The organism is Pseudoalteromonas sp. SR43-5 (assembly GCF_014163835.1).
Taxonomy (GTDB): domain Bacteria; phylum Pseudomonadota; class Gammaproteobacteria; order Enterobacterales; family Alteromonadaceae; genus Pseudoalteromonas; species Pseudoalteromonas distincta.
Genome location: NZ_JACJEA010000046.1, coordinates 1 through 20,152 on the forward strand (window position 1 = coordinate 1; position 20,152 = coordinate 20,152).

15 protein-coding genes and 1 pseudogene are annotated in these 20,152 nt (G+C 37.9%); 9 read left to right on the plus strand and 7 right to left on the minus strand.

All coding sequences use genetic code 11. The features are described 5' to 3' along the window. The first annotated feature begins 339 nt into the window (after positions 1 to 339). The 4 genes and pseudogenes from H5090_RS19205 (at position 340) to H5090_RS19220 (ending at position 7,058) form a co-directional block, all read left to right on the plus strand. Positions 340 to 3,228, plus strand: a complete 2,889-nt coding sequence (locus tag H5090_RS19205; protein ID WP_182696495.1) for a TonB-dependent receptor domain-containing protein — start codon at positions 340 to 342, stop codon at positions 3,226 to 3,228. A 219-nt stretch (positions 3,229 to 3,447) separates the two neighbouring features. Continuing rightward, a pseudogene (locus H5090_RS19210) lies at positions 3,448 to 4,411 on the plus strand (DEAD/DEAH box helicase); the annotation flags it as partial. 468 nt (positions 4,412 to 4,879) lie between these two features. Further along, positions 4,880 to 5,182, plus strand: a complete 303-nt coding sequence (locus H5090_RS19215) for an H-NS family nucleoid-associated regulatory protein (RefSeq protein WP_002958250.1) — start codon at positions 4,880 to 4,882, stop codon at positions 5,180 to 5,182. A gap of 124 nt (positions 5,183 to 5,306) precedes the next feature. After that, positions 5,307 to 7,058, plus strand: coding sequence for a DEAD/DEAH box helicase (locus H5090_RS19220; protein WP_182696496.1), 1,752 nt, complete (start codon positions 5,307 to 5,309; stop codon positions 7,056 to 7,058). 44 nt (positions 7,059 to 7,102) lie between these two features. On the opposite strand, the gene H5090_RS19225 is transcribed toward H5090_RS19220, so the two are convergent. Beyond that, on the minus strand, positions 7,103 to 7,438 hold the full coding sequence (locus tag H5090_RS19225; protein WP_007378192.1) for a ribonuclease E inhibitor RraB: 336 nt from the start codon (positions 7,436 to 7,438) through the stop codon (positions 7,103 to 7,105). 214 nt (positions 7,439 to 7,652) lie between these two features. On the opposite strand from H5090_RS19225, the gene H5090_RS19230 reads away from it, so the two are divergent. Genes H5090_RS19230 through H5090_RS19240 form a run of 3 tightly spaced genes read left to right on the plus strand, consistent with a single transcriptional unit; the run spans position 7,653 to position 14,007 of the window. Then, on the plus strand, positions 7,653 to 9,380 hold the full coding sequence (locus H5090_RS19230; protein ID WP_182696497.1) for an autotransporter assembly complex family protein: 1,728 nt from the start codon (positions 7,653 to 7,655) through the stop codon (positions 9,378 to 9,380). Beyond that, positions 9,380 to 13,069 (plus strand): translocation/assembly module TamB domain-containing protein, encoded by a 3,690-nt coding sequence (locus H5090_RS19235; protein WP_182696498.1) that lies wholly within the window; start codon positions 9,380 to 9,382, stop codon positions 13,067 to 13,069. The genes H5090_RS19230 and H5090_RS19235 overlap by 1 nt, the downstream gene beginning before the upstream one ends. A gap of 32 nt (positions 13,070 to 13,101) precedes the next feature. Beyond that, positions 13,102 to 14,007: a peptidylprolyl isomerase gene (locus H5090_RS19240; protein WP_182696499.1), complete on the plus strand. Its 906-nt coding sequence runs from the start codon at positions 13,102 to 13,104 to the stop codon at positions 14,005 to 14,007. Between the two features lie 203 nt (positions 14,008 to 14,210). On the opposite strand, the gene queF is transcribed toward H5090_RS19240, so the two are convergent. Beyond that, the gene (queF, locus tag H5090_RS19245) at positions 14,211 to 15,056 is read right to left on the minus strand and encodes an NADPH-dependent 7-cyano-7-deazaguanine reductase QueF (RefSeq protein WP_182696500.1); all 846 of its coding nucleotides are present in this window, start codon (positions 15,054 to 15,056) and stop codon (positions 14,211 to 14,213) included. Positions 15,057 to 15,115: 59 nt separating this feature from the next. Here queF and syd point away from each other — a divergent pair, with 59 nt between their 5' ends. Beyond that, positions 15,116 to 15,655 carry a SecY-interacting protein gene (gene syd, locus H5090_RS19250; RefSeq protein WP_182696501.1) on the plus strand — a complete coding sequence of 180 codons (540 nt, stop codon included), beginning with the start codon at positions 15,116 to 15,118 and terminating at the stop codon, positions 15,653 to 15,655. 66 nt (positions 15,656 to 15,721) lie between these two features. Here syd and H5090_RS19255 read toward each other — a convergent pair whose 3' ends face one another. The 3 genes from H5090_RS19255 to H5090_RS19265 form a co-directional block, all read right to left on the minus strand. Further along, entirely contained in the window at positions 15,722 to 16,495 is a 774-nt protein-coding gene (locus H5090_RS19255; protein WP_182696502.1) for a Zn-ribbon-containing protein, read from the minus strand. A gap of 13 nt (positions 16,496 to 16,508) precedes the next feature. Then, positions 16,509 to 16,775, minus strand: coding sequence for a hypothetical protein (locus H5090_RS19260; RefSeq protein ID WP_007378199.1), 267 nt, complete (start codon positions 16,773 to 16,775; stop codon positions 16,509 to 16,511). Between the two features lie 96 nt (positions 16,776 to 16,871). Further along, on the minus strand, positions 16,872 to 17,108 hold the full coding sequence (locus H5090_RS19265) for a DUF2789 domain-containing protein (RefSeq protein ID WP_002958240.1): 237 nt from the start codon (positions 17,106 to 17,108) through the stop codon (positions 16,872 to 16,874). Between the two features lie 152 nt (positions 17,109 to 17,260). On the opposite strand from H5090_RS19265, the gene H5090_RS19270 reads away from it, so the two are divergent. Further along, the gene (locus H5090_RS19270) at positions 17,261 to 17,914 is read left to right on the plus strand and encodes a GNAT family N-acetyltransferase (RefSeq protein ID WP_024597670.1); all 654 of its coding nucleotides are present in this window, start codon (positions 17,261 to 17,263) and stop codon (positions 17,912 to 17,914) included. Between the two features lie 850 nt (positions 17,915 to 18,764). On the opposite strand, the gene H5090_RS19275 is transcribed toward H5090_RS19270, so the two are convergent. Then, on the minus strand, positions 18,765 to 19,064 hold the full coding sequence (locus H5090_RS19275; protein ID WP_002963032.1) for a DUF3301 domain-containing protein: 300 nt from the start codon (positions 19,062 to 19,064) through the stop codon (positions 18,765 to 18,767). Next, positions 19,065 to 20,093 (minus strand): DUF3549 family protein, encoded by a 1,029-nt coding sequence (locus tag H5090_RS19280; protein WP_182696503.1) that lies wholly within the window; start codon positions 20,091 to 20,093, stop codon positions 19,065 to 19,067. It abuts the gene before it with no gap. Between the last annotated feature and the right edge of the window lie 59 nt (positions 20,094 to 20,152).

The following is a 20,152-nucleotide window of genomic DNA, read 5'->3' on the forward strand; positions in this document are numbered from 1 at the left end:
ATGCTTTGTTACAAATCTTTACAAACACTCAAGTTATTGTTATTAAAGTATTTTATTTTAAAGTGATATAAGCTTTAAATATACACATATTACTTTTTCAATAAAATCAGCTCCTTACTGTTGATTTTAATGTAGTGGTGAAAGATACATTTGTTATTTTTGCTGGTTTAAAGTTAATAATGTGTTGACCTCTTTGTTTCTCTAGTACTATCATCCGTCACACAATAAAGTCCTACTGTACCTTCATATAGGCATTTTTAGTCTTATTAAGTGGCTTTATTGCGCATTAATTTTAAAAATTAAGCATAAATAATAAAATAGTATTCTAGGGAGAATCAAATGTTAAACAATAAAATTTCAAAGGCAGTTCGCTTAGCGATTGCTTTTGGTACAGCATCAACAGCTGCCTTCTCAGCAAGCTCATTTGCTGCAGAAGAAAATGCAGAAAAAGTAGAAAGAATTGAAGTTACAGGCTCACGTATATTACGTGAAGGTGCAATTTCACCATCACCAGTGACCGTAATTACAGGGGATGATTTGGTTAGCACTGGTGCGATGAATATCGGTGAAGTATTAAATAAACTGCCAGCCTTAGCTACTACTTATTCACTTGCAAACTCTGGTCGTTTTATCGGCACAGCGGGTATTAGTTTACTAGACTTACGCGGTATGGGGAGTGAACGTACATTAGTACTTGTTGACGGTAAACGTCATGTTTCTAGTGCTCCAGGAACATCTTCGGTTGATACGAATACCATTCCAAGCTCTTGGATTGAAAAAGTTGAGATTATTACTGGTGGTGCGTCTGCTGTATATGGCGCAGATGCTGTTACAGGTGTTGTTAACTTTATACTAAAGAAAGATATTACAGGTTTTAATGTATCTGCAACGAAAGGCTTTGCTGATAATAGTTCTTATCAAAATGAAAAATATACTTTTTCTTATGGTAAAGATTTTGCTGAAGGACGTGGTAATGCTGCATTCTCTGTAGAATATAATACACAAAACTCATTAAATGCTTTAGATAACCCTTGGACTGCAACATCGTATGCATCTATGCCATATGATGTTGTTACAGGTCAAGATCGACCTGACGGACAACTCGATAGTGAAGCATATCCAGATAAAATCGTAGTGCCAAATGCAGGTTATTATTTAATTTCAAATCAAGGAACTGTTTGGAATCCAAATACAGGTGGTATTTTAGGTAAATTTAATGGTGATAGCTCATTAAACGATGTTTATACAGGTGCTATTGATGATGGCCAATTCTGTGGAAGCGCTGGTTGTGATTTCATTAACTTACGCCAATATTCAGAAATACAACCTAAGTTTGATCGCGTTAACTTTAACTTTAAAACAAATTATGACGTAACAGATGAATTAAACGCATATTTTCAAGCTAAATATTCTAAAACAGAAGGTGAAAATATAGGCCAACCTTTCTTCCGCTTCTTTAGTGGCGCAAATATGATACAGCGAGATAATGCATTTTTATCGGCTGACACTGCGGCATTGATGGATGATGAAGGGTTATCAATGATCGGTGTAAATAAAATGTACAACGATGTTGGTCGCCGTTTAGAAGAAAATACACGTGAAACTACACGGTTTGTTGCAGGTATCCAAGGTTATATTACTGATGACTGGTCTATGGATATTTCTTTAGTCCATGGTAAGTCTGAGATAGAGCGCATTAATGGCGCCAATGTAATATACGACAACTATGCTAATGCAATTGATGCTGTGTTTGATGACAGTGGTAATATCGTGTGTCGTAGTGAAGCTGCGCGTGCTGATGGTTGTGTTGCGGCAAATATAATGGGTGACGGCGCAATTAGCCAAGAAGCAATTGACTATGTTACAACAACATCAATAGGCACATCAGAAATCAAGCAAACAGTATTTAATGCAACATTTAGTAACTCTGCAATTTATGAGCTACCTGCGGGTATGGTTGGTTTTGCAGGCGGTGTTGAGTACCGTGATGAAACAAGTGTGACCATTGAGGACCCATTTGCTAAAACAGGGGCTACATTCTTTAATGCACTTGGTGAGACTGATGGCGGTTACGATGTAACAGAAGCATTTTTTGAACTATCAGTACCATTAATTGAAGATGTATTTTTAATTGATACGTTAGTTTTTGACACAGCTGTACGTTATGCTGATTACTCAACTATAGGCGATGCTACAAGCTGGAAATTAGGCTTAGATTGGACTATTACGCCTGAATTACGTGCTCGCTTTACAGTATCTGAAGCAATGCGTGCGCCAAATATCGACGAATTATTCTCTGGCCAAAGCCAGTCTTTCGCAAATGTTGACGATAGCTGTAAGGTTTCAGAGCTTGATCAATTAAGTGATGCAGGCCGAGCTGTTCGTGCAGCTAACTGTGCAGCGCTTGGTGTACCTGCTGACTTTGACTCAAGTTATGATAGCGCAACGCTTGAGACTTTAGTTGGTGGTAATCCAGATCTGCAACCTGAAGAGTCTAGATCTATTACCGCAGGTATTGTTTACCAGCCAGAATGGTTAGAGGGTTTCAGCGTAACAGCCGATTACTGGGAAATTGATATCGATGACACAATTAGTGGTATTGGTTTCCAAACAATTATCGATCGTTGTGTAGATTCACCAACTGGTATTGACAACCAATTCTGTGGTCTTATAACTCGTGATCCAAATACAAGTGAAATTACGTTACTAAAGGGCTTTGCACTTAATATTGCACGTAGTCTTAACTCGGGTGTTGACTTTGAGGTGGGTTATGATTTTGATGCCCTAGGTGGTAGTTTTGGTACTAGTTTTATCGGTACTTATTTGATTGAAGCAAAAGATTATCCTTTCTCAGCTGAGCCTGAAAATTACACAGATTATGAAGGTGTATTAGGTAATGAAACATGGCAGGGTAGTATTTCTGTTGATTATACTTATGAAAACCTTGTTGTAGATTTCAGCACTCGTTTTATTAACAGCGTTGAGCTATACAATCCGACACAAATAGAAGCAAACCCTAACCCTTCAAATGAAATGCGTTATGGCTCTTACTTCATAACTGATGCATCAGTTGCTTATAACTTTGATAGTGGTGTTGGATTTAAGCTAGGTGTTGATAACTTGTTTAACCGTGGATTACCGGGCTCAACAACCGGTACAGGCGCAGGCTCAGCGAATTATGACAATATCGGTCGCTTTGCCTACCTTCAGGCTACTTATAAGTTTTAAGTTTAGCTACTATTTAGAAAGCTGAGAATTTTAGCAAACAATAAAATACCCTTAACCATTCCGGTTAAGGGTATTTTTTATATATAAATAATATAGTTCCCATAAAATCAGGGTATTGTTAGATAAGTCTTAATGCTGTCGAGATAATATTTCTATGTTGGAGTGTGATAGTGATTTTTGTCAAATAATTACCTATTCTATTGAGGACTAAATTGTTTTATGAGCTACACCCTTAAACCTTACCAGATTGAGGCGGTTGAACGCACGGTTTTGCACTTTAGAAAAACTAACGAATCTGCTGTTATTGTTTTACAAACAGGTGCGGGTAAAAGTTTAGTGATTGCTGAGCTTGCCCGTATCGCCAAACAAAAAACTTTAGTGCTGGCGAATGTAAAAGAATTAGTGGAGCAAAACGCATAAAAATATAAAAGCTTTGGTCTTGAGGCTAGTATATTTTTAGCAGGGTTAAAAGAAAAGTCATTAAACCATCAAGTAACCTTTGCCAGTGTGCAATCGCTTTCCCGTAATTTAAATAAATTAAATGAGCATTACTTATTATTGAAGAATGCCACAGTAAATGAAGATAAAAAGTCAGTACGGTAAAGTAATAAACAGTTTAAAAGAGTATAACCCTCAGTTAAAAGTATTGGGTTTAACAGCAACACCTTATCGGTTAGGAACGGGGTGGATATACCAGCACCATTATCATGGTTTTGTTAAGGGTACTCAAGAAAGTCCGTTTAAAAGTTGTATTTTTGAATTGCCGCTCAGGTATATGATAAAACATAATAATTTAACGCCCCCTAACGAAGTTGATGCTGCAATTAGCCATTATGATTTTTCGTCCTTAGATAGCAATGCATTTGGGCAATATACGACTGATGACATGAATGCGCTTTTAAAAAACAGTGAGCGCGCAACGCAGGCTATATTACAGCAAGTAATTCAATACAGTGAAGAGCGCGAAGGGGTTATGGTTTTTGCCGCCACGGTAATGCATGCCCAGGAAATATTAAGCTACTTGCCAGCTCATCAAAGTGCATTAGTAACAGGTGATACGCCAAACACTTAGCGCAATAAAATCATTAAGCAATTAAAAGCTAAGCAATTAAAGTATTTAGTTAATATTTTGGTATTAACTACAGGGTTTGATGCGCCACATGTCAACTTTATAACTATGTTGCACCTATAAATACCAAAATTGCTTTAGGGGTAAGTCTTCTATCTCACGGCCTAAACGTTTAACTTTTTGTGGTGGGTTTTCTTTCGATTTAGTATCGTTGAGTACACTTAACGTCTTTAGTTTTAGTAGTTTTCATAAAACTAGTCCTAAATGTGTAAATATATTTAGGACTAGACTATTTAATAAATAAGTTTACAAATGTCGCCTGATTTAATAAATAGGCTAAATATGAACTTAGTGTTTTTAGCCACGGTAAAAAAGGGTAATCTCTAGTTATTGAGTCTACTCGGTTAAAAGTATTGCATTGTCATTTTATAGCCTCTAGATTTGATAATTATACTATTGTAAAAGTATTTTTTTATAAAGCTTAAAGCAGCAGGTGTCTTTGAATGGTAAAAATAACTACTTGGCATTATACTAAGTAGGAATAATTAAATAATTCCAATCACACAATTTAGCGAGATATAGATGAAAGAAGTCCGATCTTTTATTAAAACAGCATCATTAACAGAGCTTGAAAAAGCTCAACAGCTTATCAATGATGCAATTTCAAAATATACCCAGCAGCAAAAAGCGAAACAGGAAGTTTTGGATCTTTTAAAAGAAAAAGGACTTACGCTAGAAGATTTACAAGATGGAGCATCAGACAAGCGCACCAAAGTTAAGCCTAAGTACCGTATGGAACTCAATGGTGAGACTATTGAATGGACTGGCCGTGGCCGTCGTCCTAAAGCGTTTGAAGGTGTTGAGCTTGAAAAGTTTTTAGCTTAAAGCTAAATATAAGAGAAGCTTCGGCTTCTCTTTTTTGTTTACCCCTCAATAAAATATAATTAAAGTCTAAATGTCATAGCAGTAATTTGCTAAAATCCCCTTATTAAAATCTATTTGTTTTCCCATGAGCTATAAACTAAGACCTTACCAGCAAGAAGCCGTAGAACGCACTGTTTTACACTTTAGAAAGAGTAATGATCCTGCCGTTATTGTACTACCAACCGGCGCAGGTAAGAGTTTGGTAATTGCTGAACTTGCCCGTATAGCTAAGCAAAAAATATTAGTGCTTGCTCATGTAAAAGAGCTGGTAGAGCAAAATTCGCAAAAATATAAAAGTTTTGGTTTAGAGGCGAGTATATTTTCAGCAGGCTTAAAAGAAAAATCATTAAACCATCAAGTAACCTTTGCCAGTGTGCAATCACTTTCTCGTAATTTAAATAAATTAAATGAGCATTATTCATTACTTATTATTGATGAATGCCACAGGGTAAATGGGGATAAAAAAAGTCAGTACGGTAAAGTAATAAACAGTTTAAAAGAGTATAACCCTCAGTTAAAAGTATTGGGTTTAACAGCAACACCTTATCGGTTAGGAATGGGGTGGATATACCACCACCATTATCATGGTTTTGTTAAAGGTACTCAAGAAAGTCCCTTTAAAAGCTGTATATTTGAACTACCGCTCAGGTATATGATCAAACATAATTATTTAACGCCGCCAAACGAAGTTGATGCAGCGATTAGCCATTATGATTTTTCGTCGCTAGATAGCAATGCATTTGGGCAATACACGACTGATGATATGAATGCGCTTTTAAAAAACAGTGAGCGCGCAACAAAAGCTATATTACAGCAAGTAATTCAATACAGTGAAGAGCGTGAAGGTGTTATGGTTTTTGCCGCCACGGTAATACATGCTCAGGAAATATTAAGCTACCTACCAGCTCATCAAAGTGCACTTATAACAGGTGATACGCCAAACACTGAGCGCGATAAAATCATTAAGCAATTTAAAGCTAAGCAATTAAAGTATTTAGTTAATATATCGGTACTAACAACCGGCTTTGATGCGCCACATGTCGACTTTATAGCTATTTTAAGACCTACAGAATCGGCTAGTTTATATCAACAAATTGTGGGGCGAGGTTTAAGGTTATCTGAATCGAAAAAGGATTGCTTAGTAATAGATTATGCTGGCAATGGTTTTAATTTATTTCACCCAGAGGTAGGTGATAAAAAAGGCGATAGTGATAATGAACCTGTGCAGGTACTTTGCCCAGGTTGTGGGTTTGCGAATATATTTTGGGGTAAAACAGACTCCACTGGCAAAGTAATAGAGCACTTTGGCAGGCGTTGCCAAGGGCTGTTAGAAGATGATGATGGGCATAAAGAGCAGTGCGATTATCGTTTTAGGTTTAAAGAATGTGAGCAGTGCGGTGCCCAAAATGATATTGCTGCACGACAATGCCATGATTGCGGCGCGGTAATGGCCGACCCTGATGATAAGTTACGCAATGCATTAAACTTAAAAGACGCACTTGTGCTTCGATGCAGTGGGTTATCGGTAACTCAAATTAAAGATGAACTTATTAAAGTAACGTATTTTGATGAAGATGGCGCAAGTTGTGATGAGGTATATAACCTCGCAAATAAGGGCGGGCAATTTATATTTAATAAGCAATTTGGTCTACGAGTAGGACTTGGACAAACACCTATTAATTTTAAAACTGCAGCGCAAGTAGTAAGCGCACAATTTGAATTAGTACCACCAGATTTTGTTATTGCACGAAAAAGCAAAAAGTATGGTTGGAAAGTAGCTGATAAGCTATTTGACTATAAAGGCAATTTTAGGAAGGCAAATCAGTTAAGCCGTTAAGCTTAACTGATAGAGTGCATTGAACTAATACAATTAAAAGGTAACTAAGCCTCGTCACCGTCCATTAATCCCCAGCCGTCACCATATCCATTAAAGCTATTAGCAATGCTTTCAATGTATTGCTCAGCTTGGCCTAAAAGGGTGTGCTCTGGCACCATTTGTACTTGAGTGATTACTTCCCAAACGCCAGTGTCTTTACATTTTTCAAGCTCAGCATTTTGAACTAATGCATCAGAGACTATTTCTTTAGCAAATTTTTCAGCATCGGCTTCTTGTTCGAATAAAATAAAAAAATCGACTTGGTGCATTTTATTTAAATCAATGCCAGCAGCGGCTATTTCGGCTAAAAGTTGGCCGTTATCATCATCAGGGAATTGCATTAAAAACTCATTTAAAATTAATTTTTTATTCGTAGGCACTATTGTAACTAAAATATTGTCTTAACGCGTACTAATTTTAATTATGCTGATACTTATTCAAAGTTAAATTTACGCGTTAGATTGTCATTAAGTTAATGTGTTGCTCATTATGGCTATGCTAATATGCGCTTAATCAGCCAGTTTTATGTAAGATATTAAAAGTAAGGATATTTACTTGTTTATTAAGTTTTTACGTTGCATATGTGTTGTGAGCGCTTTAATTGCGACAAATAGCTATGCTGCAGAAAAAGTCATAGAAGATTACGAAATTAAAGGGTTAAGTGGCGATTTAGAAAATAACGTAGCCCTTTATCTCAAGCAATTAATTGGTGAAAAACCAACCCGTACACTTCGTCGTTATGCCCAAAAGCAAGTACAAAATAGCATTAAAGCACTTGGTTATTATAGCCCGACCGTCGAGGTTATTTATGATAAAGACGACAGCGAGTTAATTGTTAAAGTTGAGCGAGGTCCTGCAACTCGCATAGAAGCAATTAATATTACGCTAAACGGCGTTGGCCAGAATGATCCACAATTACAGGCATTAATTAAAAATACCAACTTAAAACAAGGTGATGTTTTAAATCATGGTAGATACGACTCTGCTCATAAAAAAATAGAATCTATGCTATTGGAGCTTGGCTATTTTGATGCAAAGTGGCCAGCGCGCAAATTAGAAGTGTCACTTAAGAAAAATAGTGCTGTTATTACTTTTGTAATTGATACTGGGGTTAGATACCAGTTTGGTGATATAAAAATAGCTAGTAATACGCCTGCTGAAAAATACATACGCTCGCTTGCGCCTTTTACTCAGGGTCAACCTTATAAATCAACACATATTGCTGACTATAATTTGGATTTATCAAGCACCCCTTATTTTGCAAGCGTGCGCGTTTACGCCGATATTGCTGCGCGTAAAAATAGCCAAGTACCTATTAAGGTAGATGTGTTGCACAAGCCTGCAAATAGCTATGAAATTGGCGGCGGTTTTAGTACTGACTTAGGGCCCAAAGTGCGTTTTAAATGGAGTAAACCGTGGATCACAGAAGACGGTCATTATCTCGAAACTAATTTAAATGTGGCGCAAAAGCAGCAAGATATTTCCATGGCTTATACCATTCCAGTTGATGATCCGAATGATGATTTATGGCGTTTTTCTGCTGGATATAAATTAGAGGATGAGCTAACAAACGATACCTACAGTGAAATACTCACGGGGCAAATTCAGCGCCAATGGTTAACCGAAAATAAGTGGGTGCGTACTGCATTTTTACGCCGCGACCAAGAAACCTACCGCATCGGTGATGAAGAGGAAGAAAGTACCGAAATGTTAATGCCGGGCATTAGCTACGCCCGCAAAAAATCAAAAGGCGGCACGACTCCATACTGGGGAGAGCAGTGGCTTATATCTGCTGAGTTTGGTTTAGATGATGTGCTTTCGAGTACTAATCTGATTAGGGTGCAAATGCAACATGCGTGGTTACGTACATACTTAGATAAGCATTTAGTGTTTTTAAAAGCAAATGTTGGTGCAATGCTTGTTGATGATATTGAAAACGTACCTTACTCACTGCGTTTTTACGCAGGTGGCGATCAAAGTGTTCGTGGTTTTGCGTACCAATCAATATCGCCAGAAAATGATGATGGCGATCTCATCGGTGGTAAATACTTACTAACCAGTACAATAGAGTACAACTATCAGTTTGCTCAAAACTGGCGCGCAGCTTTATTTGTTGACGGTGGTACAGCAACGAATGATTTTTCTGATGGCTTTGAAGTAGGCGCTGGTTTTGGTTTTCGCTATTTAACACCCGTTGGCCCAGTGCGTATAGACCACGCTTGGGGATTAACAAAAGAAAGTAAAAGCACACGTTTAAGTATTACCATAGGGCCAGAAATTTAATGTCAGTATTAAAAAAGATAACAGCCGCCGTAAGTGCTATTTTTGTCACGTTAGTTGTTGCACTATTTTGTTTGTTATTTACCGCACCCGGTAATCAATTTATTGCTTATAGTGCAAACAAAGCGGTAGATGGACTACATATCGTAATTAAAGATGGCCGTTTTATTTATAATGATGCCTTTAATGTGCGCTTTACTAGCAACGGATTGGATTTTAATGCACAACAATTGAAAATTGATTTGTTTTGGTGGCAGTGCGATGGAATTTGTATAGATAACTTAAGTGCTAAATCTATAAATTTAACATTACCAAAAACTGCAGAGTCACAAAAAGAAGTCGCTGCAGAGCCGCTTGAAAAAATCAGCTTACCTTTTAATATTGCTTTAAAAAACATTGCGATCAATAAATTTACTCTAGAGCATCCAAGTGCAAACGTAAGCGTTAATAACTTTAAACTCTCAGCAAAAGCAGAGGGTTCAAAGCTGACGGTTAAAAGCCTGAATATTCCCACCATACTTGTTGCTTTAAAAGAGCAAGAACAAGATGCGAAAACACAAACGGCGCAAAATACTCAAGCGCTTTTAACGCACCTACCCGCATTACCTAATATAGAATTTACTTCGCCACTTGACTTAGTTGTTGAAGACTTTGAAATAGCTAACATTACGATTGAGCAAAACGAAGCCCAGCATGTTATTGAAAACATCTCGCTGCAATTAAGTGTGGAAGATGCGGTTATTAATTTAGAGTCATTCTCAGCAAAGTATGAGCAGTGGCAGCTTAATACGCACCTTAATGCTGAGCTTGCAGGGAACTTGCCCGTAAAAGGGGATGTTGTTTTACAAAGTGATGAGCACCAAGCCAATTTGCAGTTGAATGGCGACTTATCAAACCTAAACTTAAATTTAGAAACGCAGGGACAATATCCGCTTAGTTTAATGGCAACGGCAAATTTAAAGCAAAAAAACTATCCGTTTGAGTTAAATGGCAAAATTAAACAGTGGCTTATTGATGCACAAAGTAATGAGCTTAAAGTGCGAAATGTAAGCCTCAATGCACAAGGTAATGCCGACGATTACCAGCTTAGCCTGCAGGGGAATAGCCAATTAGGCGCGTACCCAGCTGTTGACTTAAATACCCAATTAAAAGGCAGTCTCACCAAAGCAACTTTACAAGCGCTAAGCATTAAAGCAAACGAAAGCAGTGCAACTATAAAAGCCAATGTTGATTGGCAAAAAGGCATACAGGCTAACTTTAATGGCACGCTTGCTAACTTAAAAGCGCAGTACTTAACTGATGCCGCTACCAGTGATATTTCAGGACAGTTTAAAGGCTCGTTTAATGCAGCTGACGACAAGTGGCAGCTACAAATGAATAATACAAAGTTAAACGGATTACTTAACGACGTGCCACTAGAATTTGCTTCAAACTTTAAGCTCGACAACACGTTAAAAGCTAATATTGATAGTTTTTATTTAAGTAGTGGCACCAATAAATTAGCACTAAGCGGGCAAGTTGATGATACTTGGCAGGTTGATGGCAAAGTAACGCTTAAAAGTGATGAAAAAGCTAATATTCCATTTACTGCCGATGGCAACGCAAATTTAAAAGTAAGGGGGGAAAGGTTAACGCCCTCTGTTGATTTAGCGCTAATACTCGATCGCTTTATTTTTGATGAAATAAACATTAATAAATTATCAGTAAGAGGGCAGTTAGATACCGCAGCCGATTGGCAAACCGATGTTTCGGTAAGTGTTGGTTCGGCGCTTGTAGCCGAACAGCAAATTAATAGCGTTAAAATTGATATTAGCGGCGACAAAACAGATCACCAACTTACGGCATCTGTAGATGCTGAGCAAGGCAGTGTAGAGTTTGAAGTTAATGGCAAAATTAATAATACCACTTGGAATGGCGAGCTTAGTAATGTAACGCTCAGCGATAAAAAGCTTAGTTTTAGTAATACTAAAAATATTGCCATTATGGTTAATACGCAAAGTGGCGACTTTGATGTAAGTGCACATTGTTGGGCATCTGAGCAAAGTAAATTGTGCATAGACACCTTAGCCCAATCAAAAAACCTCGGTCAGCTAAATGCTAAACTAAGCAATTTAGCTCTTGAGGAGCTTAAGCACTTTTTACCTAATAGCATTCGTACTCGCGGTAATATAACTGGCGATGTAGCGCTTAATTGGCAAAGTGGTGCGCTTAAAACATTACGCGCAAATATCGATTCTAGCGACTTAGAAGCGGTGCTTACCTCGGAAGAAGATCGTTTTAAATTACCAATCGAAACTCTAACTGTTAGTGCATTTTCGGACTCTCAAGTTGGCAAGCTTGAAGCTAATTTAGAATCAAGTGTGCTTGGTAAAATAAACACACAAATTGATATTGACGACATACAAAATACGCAAGCGCTTAACGGCACTATTAATATTGATAAAATACTCCTTTCAGACTTACAACCATTTCTTGAAACCCTTGAGCAGTTAAAAGGTGATATTAGTGGAAAAGTCGCATTAGCAGGTACGTTAAAAGATCCATTATTAAATGGCGAGCTTAATGTGAGCGATATTAGTTTAGAGGGCGAGCAATTGCCTATAGCGCTGCAAAAATCAAATATAAACGTATTGTTTGATAAAACAACAGCCACAATAAAAGGCAACTTAAACGACAACCAGGGCGGTAAAATAAACCTCACCGGTGACGTTGATTGGCAAGGTGCGCAACCTGCTGTAAATGTGGCGGTAGTTGGCGATCAGTTTTATGTACGCGCGCAGCAAGGGGTTACTTTTAAAGTATCGCCGGATTTAAAAATAGGCTTGGCTAATAATGCACTCAAGCTTGCTGGTGAGGTAGTTGTGCCTTACGGTCGTATAATGATTGAAGAGCTTCCTGAGGGCGCAGTGCAAGTTAGCGATGATGAAATTATTGTTGATCAAAAAACCGAGGCCACCGAAACAGTTCCGTTCGATTACGACATAGATTTAAAAGTGATTGTTAAAAACGATGTAAAAGTAGAATCGTTTGGCTTGGAATCAAAAGTTGCGGGTGATTTAGCGATAAAAATGAGTCAAGGTGCACCAATTATAGCCACAGGTGAGCTTAACTTAATTGAAGGTACTTACTTAGCCTTTGGGCAAGATTTAATAATCAGCACCGGGCAAGTAGGTTTTAGCGGTTCAATTGAACAACCATTTTTAAATATTAAAGCAATACGTAACCCCGATACGACTGCAAATGGTGTCATTGCAGGGGTTACGCTTACGGGTAATGTTGAACAACCAACGCTTAAAATATTTTCTGAGCCTGCGATGGATCAAGCACAAGCACTCGCATATTTACTTAATGGCCAACCTTTAGGCGATGGAGAAAGTTCGTCAAGCGATGCTATGCTTACACAGTTATTACTTTCTCAAGGGGTTAGCCGCAGCGAAGGGGTTGTTTCTAAGGTAGGTGAAACCTTTGGTTTGTCAGATGTAAGTTTAAGCTCATCAGGTAGTGGTGATAGTACCAAAGTAGAAATATCAGGATACGTAGCACCCAGTTTGCAAGTTAAATATAGTGTGGGTGTATTTGATTCGCTCAGTGAAGTGGCTGTGCGTTATCAGTTACTTTCTCAGTTATACATAGAAATAACGAGCGGCCTATATCAAAATGTTGATGTGCTATATAAGTTTGATTGGGAATAACCAAAACTATAATAATTATAAGGATATATGCGATGAGGAAAATTATATTGCCAGCTCTGCTTAGTGTTTTATTGAGCGGTTGTGCTCAACAACTTGGTAATGGTGTTGCTAAACAAGAGCTACCTTTATTGAGCGCGAGTGAGGTAATTGCTAGTGCAACAGATAATGACTGGCGAGTAGTGGACGCCCAAAATATTTTAAAGATAACGCTGCCAACGGGCGATGCGTATATTGAGCTTAATGAACAACTTGCCCCAAAGCACGTTCAAAATATTAAAAAGTTAGCACGAGAAGGGTTTTATAAAAATACCAGCGTTTATCGGTTTGTTGAGGGTTTTGTAGCGCAAGGTGGGGACAGCTTGGGTAAAAAGTTAATTAAAACTGCGGATAAAACAGTCCCTGCTGAGTTTTATTTAAAAACAAACAAACCACTTTTAATTACTGAGCTAAATGGCGACGGGTATGCACCAGTTACCGGCTTTTTAAACGGCTTTGCAGTAGCTCAAAACTCAGCACATACGCAAACATGGCAAGTGCATTGTAGTGGCGTGTTTGCAATGGCGCGCGACAACGATATAAATAGTGCGAGCACGGAGTTTTTTGTAACGATAGGGCAAGGCCCGCGCTACCTTGATAAAAATATTACGGTGTTTGGTCGAGTGCTAGAAGGTATAGAGCATTTTAACCGTTTAGCGCGCACACCAACTGAAGGAAAAGCATTTAACCCAATTACTAATATACAAGTCCTTGGCGATGTACAAAGCGATAAAAGTATATTTAAAGTGATGAAAACAAACTCATCGGTGTTTAAAAACTTAATAAATGCTCGTAAAAACCGTGTTGAGCCATGGTTTGTTAAAGCACATAATTACGTTGATGTGTGTGGTATGCCTATACCCACTAAGCGTGAAGTTATACCAATTCCAATAAATAGCTGATCTATTTTACTTGCTAAAACAACCCATTTCTTTGTTGTAAATTTCGCAAAGGGAACAACCATTTACATCAATTTACGCCTAGAACTGAATTATTTTTCTGCGTAAAATTTAGATCACATACTTAATGGAATTGGTATTAATTAAAGAATGTAAAAAGGAGCCTAGGCTCCTTTTTTAATACTCATGTTCCAGTTTAAAATAACCTACTGACGATTAATTTTAACTGCAAATGGCGTATCGTTATAATGCGTAGAGCGATACGGGTTTATATCAAGCCCGCCGCGACGAGTATAACGCGCGTAAACCTCTAACTCTTTAATATTAAGTTGTGTTGTTAAATCGCTATAAATACGCTCAACACACTGCTCATGAAATTCGTTATGTGTTCTGAATGAAATTAAATAACGCAATAACGACTCACGGCATATTTGCTCGCCTGTGTATCGTATAATTACACTTGCCCAGTCAGGCTGGGAGGTAATTAAACAGTTCGATTTAAGTAAATGGCTGTAGAGCGTTTCAGTAACTACTTCATCACTTTTTGCTTTAAGTGAATTAGCATCAATATCGTAATTATTAATTTCAATATCTAAATCATCAATACATTCACCAGGCAGCGCTGTACACGGTAAGCAATTGTAATCATCAGGATTATATAAAGTCACTTTGACAGAGCTGTTAACCGCGTTTGATAAATCATCAATTAAATGCTGTTTTACTACATCAATGCTTTCAAATCGGGTTTGGTTAAAGCTATTTAAATAAAGTTTAAACGACTTTGACTCAATAATATGGCTGCTTTGGCATTCAAAGGTAAATAAGGCCACGGCAACTTGCGGTTTACCTTTATTGTTTAGCCATGAAAGCTCGTAACCTGTCCAAATGTCTTGGCCTTTAAATGGAAGCTCTGCTTCGTCAATATTTAAAGCATCACGATTTAGTTTGCGCGCAATAGGGAAAAGCAAGCTTGGCGTGTACACATCTACATACTCAGTAGATTGGCCTAATACGCTACCTTTAAGGTCTGGAGAATTGCTGTAATCTGTCATGTTTGCTCTTAAATAGTTACAATAGGGACATTATATCTAATTTAAATGAGTTTCACAGTATGTCTGTTGCATTGCTTATAGAACAACTTCATCAAACATTTAGCGAAAATACCCTTAAAAACACTACAAAGTACCCACTTATTGCGCACGACGAGCAATGGCCAAGCCCATGTGAAGTTGGTGAGGTTGACGAGCAAGGAAACATTCAATGGCAGGGGGCGCGTCAGCAACCTGCAGGTTCGCTTAATGATTTAGCCAGTGCACTAGAACTTGAGTTTCCAAAAGCGCTTAGCGAGCTATACGGACATATGTACGGTGGAAGTATTTTAGCAAGTATTGATGGGCACCAGGTTGAATTACTACAAGCATGGAACGAAGAAGACTTTAATTTGTTACAGCAAAATATAACGGGTCACGTTTTAATGAAACGCAAGCTCAAGCAGCCAGAAACAGTATTTATTGGTTTAACAGATCAAGATGATTTACTAGTGAGTGTTTTGGTGCACACTGGTGAAGTATGTTTAGAGCATGTTGGCAAAAACACACACCATGTACTTGCTCCCAACATTAATGCTTTTTTAAAGGCATTAGAGGTTTAGAGTCTATTCAACAATCAGCTTGGTGCAGTTAGCACCAAGCTATTGTTGCTCATTAATTTAGTGTAACTACTGAAAATCCCACGATATATTAGACACTAAGCCACAAGGCTCGCACCTAAAATCGAATAACCCAAACCACGGCTCAGGTAATTTCCAATTGCCGTTACAGCTAGGGCATTTTCGCTCAAGCTCAGACGCTTTATCTACACCACCCACGCGGTATAAATAATAATAGGTTGGCTTTTTAGTTAAAAAACTAATTCGCTTTGTTATGTCTTTTCCACGTCTATATAGGTCGCTTTGAATACTCGATATTTCTTCAAGCGCCGGAAACTCACAACGGGTTGCGCCATTAATTTGAATTTGATCGCAGGCTTGCCAATCTTCTTGCCATTTTATAAGCGTTTTATAGTCACCATTAGCAATTGCCGGAATACGAAATAGCGGCACAGGCAAAAAGTCATCACCACAATAAAGCGGGCTGCACGTATGCACATAGGTTGTATATAAAATATAACTTGATGGTTCTTTGCAGCAATCAGCGCCGTTGGAGTGAATATCTTGTCCGATCACTTTTACTTTTGGCGCAAGTAGCCCAGCACTATGTAACTTTTCGATACTGTGCTTAACAAACGGGCTGTTATTTAGCGGGTGCATTGCATCTTCAGTAGGGCACATTACGCGTGTAATAAAAAATCCATCTTTTAAAACGGTTGGAAATTCTTCTCCCATTATTTGACCATTAAAACGCAGTGCATTTACTAAGCGATTTATTGCTTGTTCGGCTTGTTCTAGGGTGGTGTCTTGGTAGCAATCGAAAGTTAAATCAACAACGAACATTTATAGTCTCAAATTATTTTTGTTCTAGCAGCGCAAGAAGTTTATCGAGTTTTTGCTCAATTCTATCTAATTGACTTGTTTTAAGCTCAGTATTATCTGACTGCTGTGGGTTTCTCATGAAGTTATTAATTGAATCAGGATTGTTTTTATATTGGCTTACTGCTGCAATAATCATCGGCATTGGAACCGGTTGCGCCAAACGGCTTTTAGTTAGTGCTACAGTAGGGGTTTTGCCTTCATCGAGAAGGGCTTTGATTGCATCAAATACAACTGAATTCATTAGATATATAACTCTTTAATAAAATAAATACGCAGCATATAAATGCTGCGCAGATGCTATGTTAGCAATAAATAAGGGAGGGTACATTAAATAAAATTACTTACTTTGACGAATGCGTACATCTAACTCGTCAATTACTTCACTCCAATCTCCGTCTTGTGCAAGGGATTCAGCTAAAAAGTGCTGTTGTGCCTCATCCCAAAAAGAAGCTTCTTGGAGTAGTGTTGTGTCTTCTAATTCATGTGAGGCAATAAATGCATCTATTTGCTCATCACTATTTGGTAATCCAAGCTGTGCAAAAAGTGTGTTAATGTCGTGTTTTGTCGTATCCATGATATTGCTCCTTTAAATGAATGAAAATTCATACTAGTACCTAACTGTACCTCCTGTTAGTTAAACTCTCGCTGAATTTACGGTTAATAATTTTAGGTATATAGTTAGGTTTAAAGTTAAACAGCCTATAGCTAAATAATAAAGGAAATACAATGAGTGTAACCACACCAGCTGATACGTTCAGCGTACAGTATTTAGCTGCAGAAGATATTAGTACTGCAGCGAGCCTAATTTATCAGGCTTATCATGACGATCCTGTATTACTAAACATGCTTAGCTACAATGACGAAAATAAATCAGTTTACGAAAAAAAATTACGATCATTAATTCGCGAAGAACTCAGTAGTTTTTGGCAAGAAAAACAGCCATTAATTGGTTTATACCGCAACGATAAATTAAAAGCAGTAGCGTGTGTATTTGAATCTAATAGCCAATTACAAGCGCAGCGTTATTGGCACTGGCGTTTAAAATTAATGCTGAGTGCGGGCTACTTACAAACAAATCAATTAATAGATAAAGAACAAACAATTAGAGACGCCCTTAAACAAAAAGGCAATTACTATTTTTTAGCTTTTATTGCCGTAGATCCGCATTTTCATGGACAAGGCTTTGGTCGTTACTTACTACGCGGGCTTGATGACTTGGTTAAATGTAACGCTGAGTCAACAGGGATGGCTGTATTTGTAACACGTAAGGAGCACATTGAATTTTTTAAAACTGAAAAGTTTGAAGCATTTAAACACCTTACTTTTAACCAAGTAGAGGGCGAGTTACTGTTTAAATCAATAATTGAGCCAACTATTTAAAATTATAATGTAAGCCAATGCGCCCAAACGGACATAAGACCGTGAGATATATCTCACATCATCGTAAGCATTGTCACTTAAAGGCTACTAATAAGTAGCCTTTTTTGTTCTAAGCTATTGTTCTGCAGTATTTATTTTGTTTTTTCATTTTTGTGACGTTTATTTATTTAATGCTAAGTCCTATTTCTCTCCCCTGATTGCTTTAAACTTCTCTTTGTCAAGACGACATAGCTCAATGATTGAGTTACTGCCAAGGATAAGGAATAGGCAACATAGCAGACGCTAGCAGGAAGCATAAAGGACAAGCTAAAATGGATACAAGGAAGAATAAGGAAGTGCATGAAGCACTTAGTAGCTAGGAGTTACTTTAGGATAATCACGGATGACGCTACAGGAAGTAGCAGGAGCGTTAGTTTACGCAGGACTGCCAAGATGGCAAGTGGACATTGCAGGATGCAAAAAGTGGCAGGAGCTACTTTAAAGGATTACCAGGGATGATGCTACGGGACGTAGCCAAACGATAGATTTCGTGGGTTTGCCAAGATGGCTATGGATATTGCAGGATGCAAAAGTGGCAGGAGCTACTTAAAAGGATTACCAAGGATGATGCTACGGATGTAGCCAAACGATAGATTTCGTGGGTTTGCCAGGGTGGCCATGGATATTGCAGGATGCAATGTGAGGGTAAACACGGTTGTTTACTCGTTCAGGGGATGATAATACGGATTTAAGATAATGGATATCTAGCAGGATGCAGTCCAATTGGGGCGTAACTTTAGTTACGCCTTAGTTTTTTGTGTTGAATTAAATTTATTAATTTAAGACACATACTCCTAAAGTATATTAAGTTTTATATTTTATGGGGTGGAACAACCACACTTTTCAAAAACTCATTTTCCATAATTAACACACCTTGATAAGCATTTTCACCGTCGCTTGAAAACTCAAATATAAATTCACTTTTAATGCCTGGCTTGCCGTTCTTTAAAAAACCAAAGCGGCGTTTTGTGCATGCAACACTCATTAACTGCACCTGCAGTTGCTCACTTTGACGTTTAGCATGAACGTTCGCCGCTTCAGCAACCTTTCGGTTAAGCCAAAATAAGTAAATTACACTACCAATAAGTATGAACGTCCATAAACTTGCCATTTAAGAGAATAACCTTCCAATTGCACGCGCGAGGGTTTCGCTACGATTTTCTTTACGTAATAAGCCTAATAAATGCGGGCGAATAGTCGGTATTGCAACTAAGTCAGCAAAAATACTTGGAAACAATTCTTCAATTTTTTGATGATGCGCGCAATTATCCATAAATACATGTAAGCGTTCAGGGTTTTCTAATTGTTTAAAACACCGCCCAGCGATTGTTAGTAACACGTCAGAGTCGTGCTTCACTGGTGAGCTTAGTACAGTATCAACTAATTGAGCGCATAACCCTTGAGCTTGACCTTTTGAAGCTGATCTTAGTGCTGCGGTTATAGCTAATGTATCGTTATTACTAATTGCGGTCTGTGTGTAATCAACAAGTAACTCACTCATTGATGTTGGTATTTCAACGTGTTCAAGCATGGCACTGAGTGGTTGTAGTACTTCAATAGGTAAATGCGCCCATGCTTTTTGCAGATTACTTAAGTTTGTATCGCTGTCTAAGCGTAGTGCAAAATCGGCAATACCCTGAAGTGCAACACTTTGCCAATTATCAAAACCAATTTTACCGCTAAAGTACAGTTGTGCATGCTCGTAATACTGCGACGCAGGCTGTTTTAATAGTACTTTTACTTGGGCATTAAATGCCGCTAATTTATTTGCGTTTGGCGTAAAAACATAAGGGTTATTATCAAGCTTTCCATCGGCTTGTTCGCCTGTAATTTCAGTGCCTAGAGCTTGAATAACCATATCAGCAAAGTGATCGCGACTAGCACTTACAAGCATACTTTGCTCATCAAGTGGAAATTTTAAAAACCATACATACGGTTCTTTACTGGCTTTAATATCCCAAAATTGAATAGCGAGCCATGCATGACCAGCAAGTGGATAAGGGTAAGGCACTTGAGCTTGTTCAATAGCTAAAAATTGTTTTTTATCAAGCTTAGTAATGTGCCTGCCAATATCAAAAGCACGCCACTGAGTACCCGCACCATCTAAAAGCTGACCTAATGTAGCTATTTGATCACTCATTGTTTTCTCAACTGTTTTTACTGCAAAATTACATTAATTATACGTCATAGCCGCTTGTG

Bases quoted from the DNA above. Each gene is read 5' to 3' on its own strand.
- H5090_RS19205 (WP_182696495.1), top strand. From the start codon at position 340: ATGTTAAACAATAAAATTTCAAAGGCAGTTCGCTTAGCGATTGCTTTT.
- H5090_RS19240 (WP_182696499.1), top strand. From the start codon at position 13,102: ATGAGGAAAATTATATTGCCAGCTCTGCTTAGTGTTTTATTGAGCGGT.
- H5090_RS19255 (WP_182696502.1), bottom strand. From the start codon at position 16,495: ATGTTCGTTGTTGATTTAACTTTCGATTGCTACCAAGACACCACCCTA.
- H5090_RS19275 (WP_002963032.1), bottom strand. From the start codon at position 19,064: ATGGCAAGTTTATGGACGTTCATACTTATTGGTAGTGTAATTTACTTA.
- H5090_RS19225 (WP_007378192.1), bottom strand. From the start codon at position 7,438: ATGCAATTCCCTGATGATGATAACGGCCAACTTTTAGCCGAAATAGCC.
- H5090_RS19260 (WP_007378199.1), bottom strand. From the start codon at position 16,775: ATGAATTCAGTTGTATTTGATGCAATCAAAGCCCTTCTCGATGAAGGC.
- H5090_RS19235 (WP_182696498.1), top strand. From the start codon at position 9,380: ATGTCAGTATTAAAAAAGATAACAGCCGCCGTAAGTGCTATTTTTGTC.
- H5090_RS19270 (WP_024597670.1), top strand. From the start codon at position 17,261: ATGAGTGTAACCACACCAGCTGATACGTTCAGCGTACAGTATTTAGCT.
- syd (WP_182696501.1), top strand. From the start codon at position 15,116: ATGTCTGTTGCATTGCTTATAGAACAACTTCATCAAACATTTAGCGAA.
- queF (WP_182696500.1), bottom strand. From the start codon at position 15,056: ATGACAGATTACAGCAATTCTCCAGACCTTAAAGGTAGCGTATTAGGC.
- H5090_RS19215 (WP_002958250.1), top strand. From the start codon at position 4,880: ATGAAAGAAGTCCGATCTTTTATTAAAACAGCATCATTAACAGAGCTT.
- H5090_RS19220 (WP_182696496.1), top strand. From the start codon at position 5,307: ATGAGCTATAAACTAAGACCTTACCAGCAAGAAGCCGTAGAACGCACT.
- H5090_RS19280 (WP_182696503.1), bottom strand. From the start codon at position 20,093: ATGAGTGATCAAATAGCTACATTAGGTCAGCTTTTAGATGGTGCGGGT.
- H5090_RS19265 (WP_002958240.1), bottom strand. From the start codon at position 17,108: ATGGATACGACAAAACACGACATTAACACACTTTTTGCACAGCTTGGA.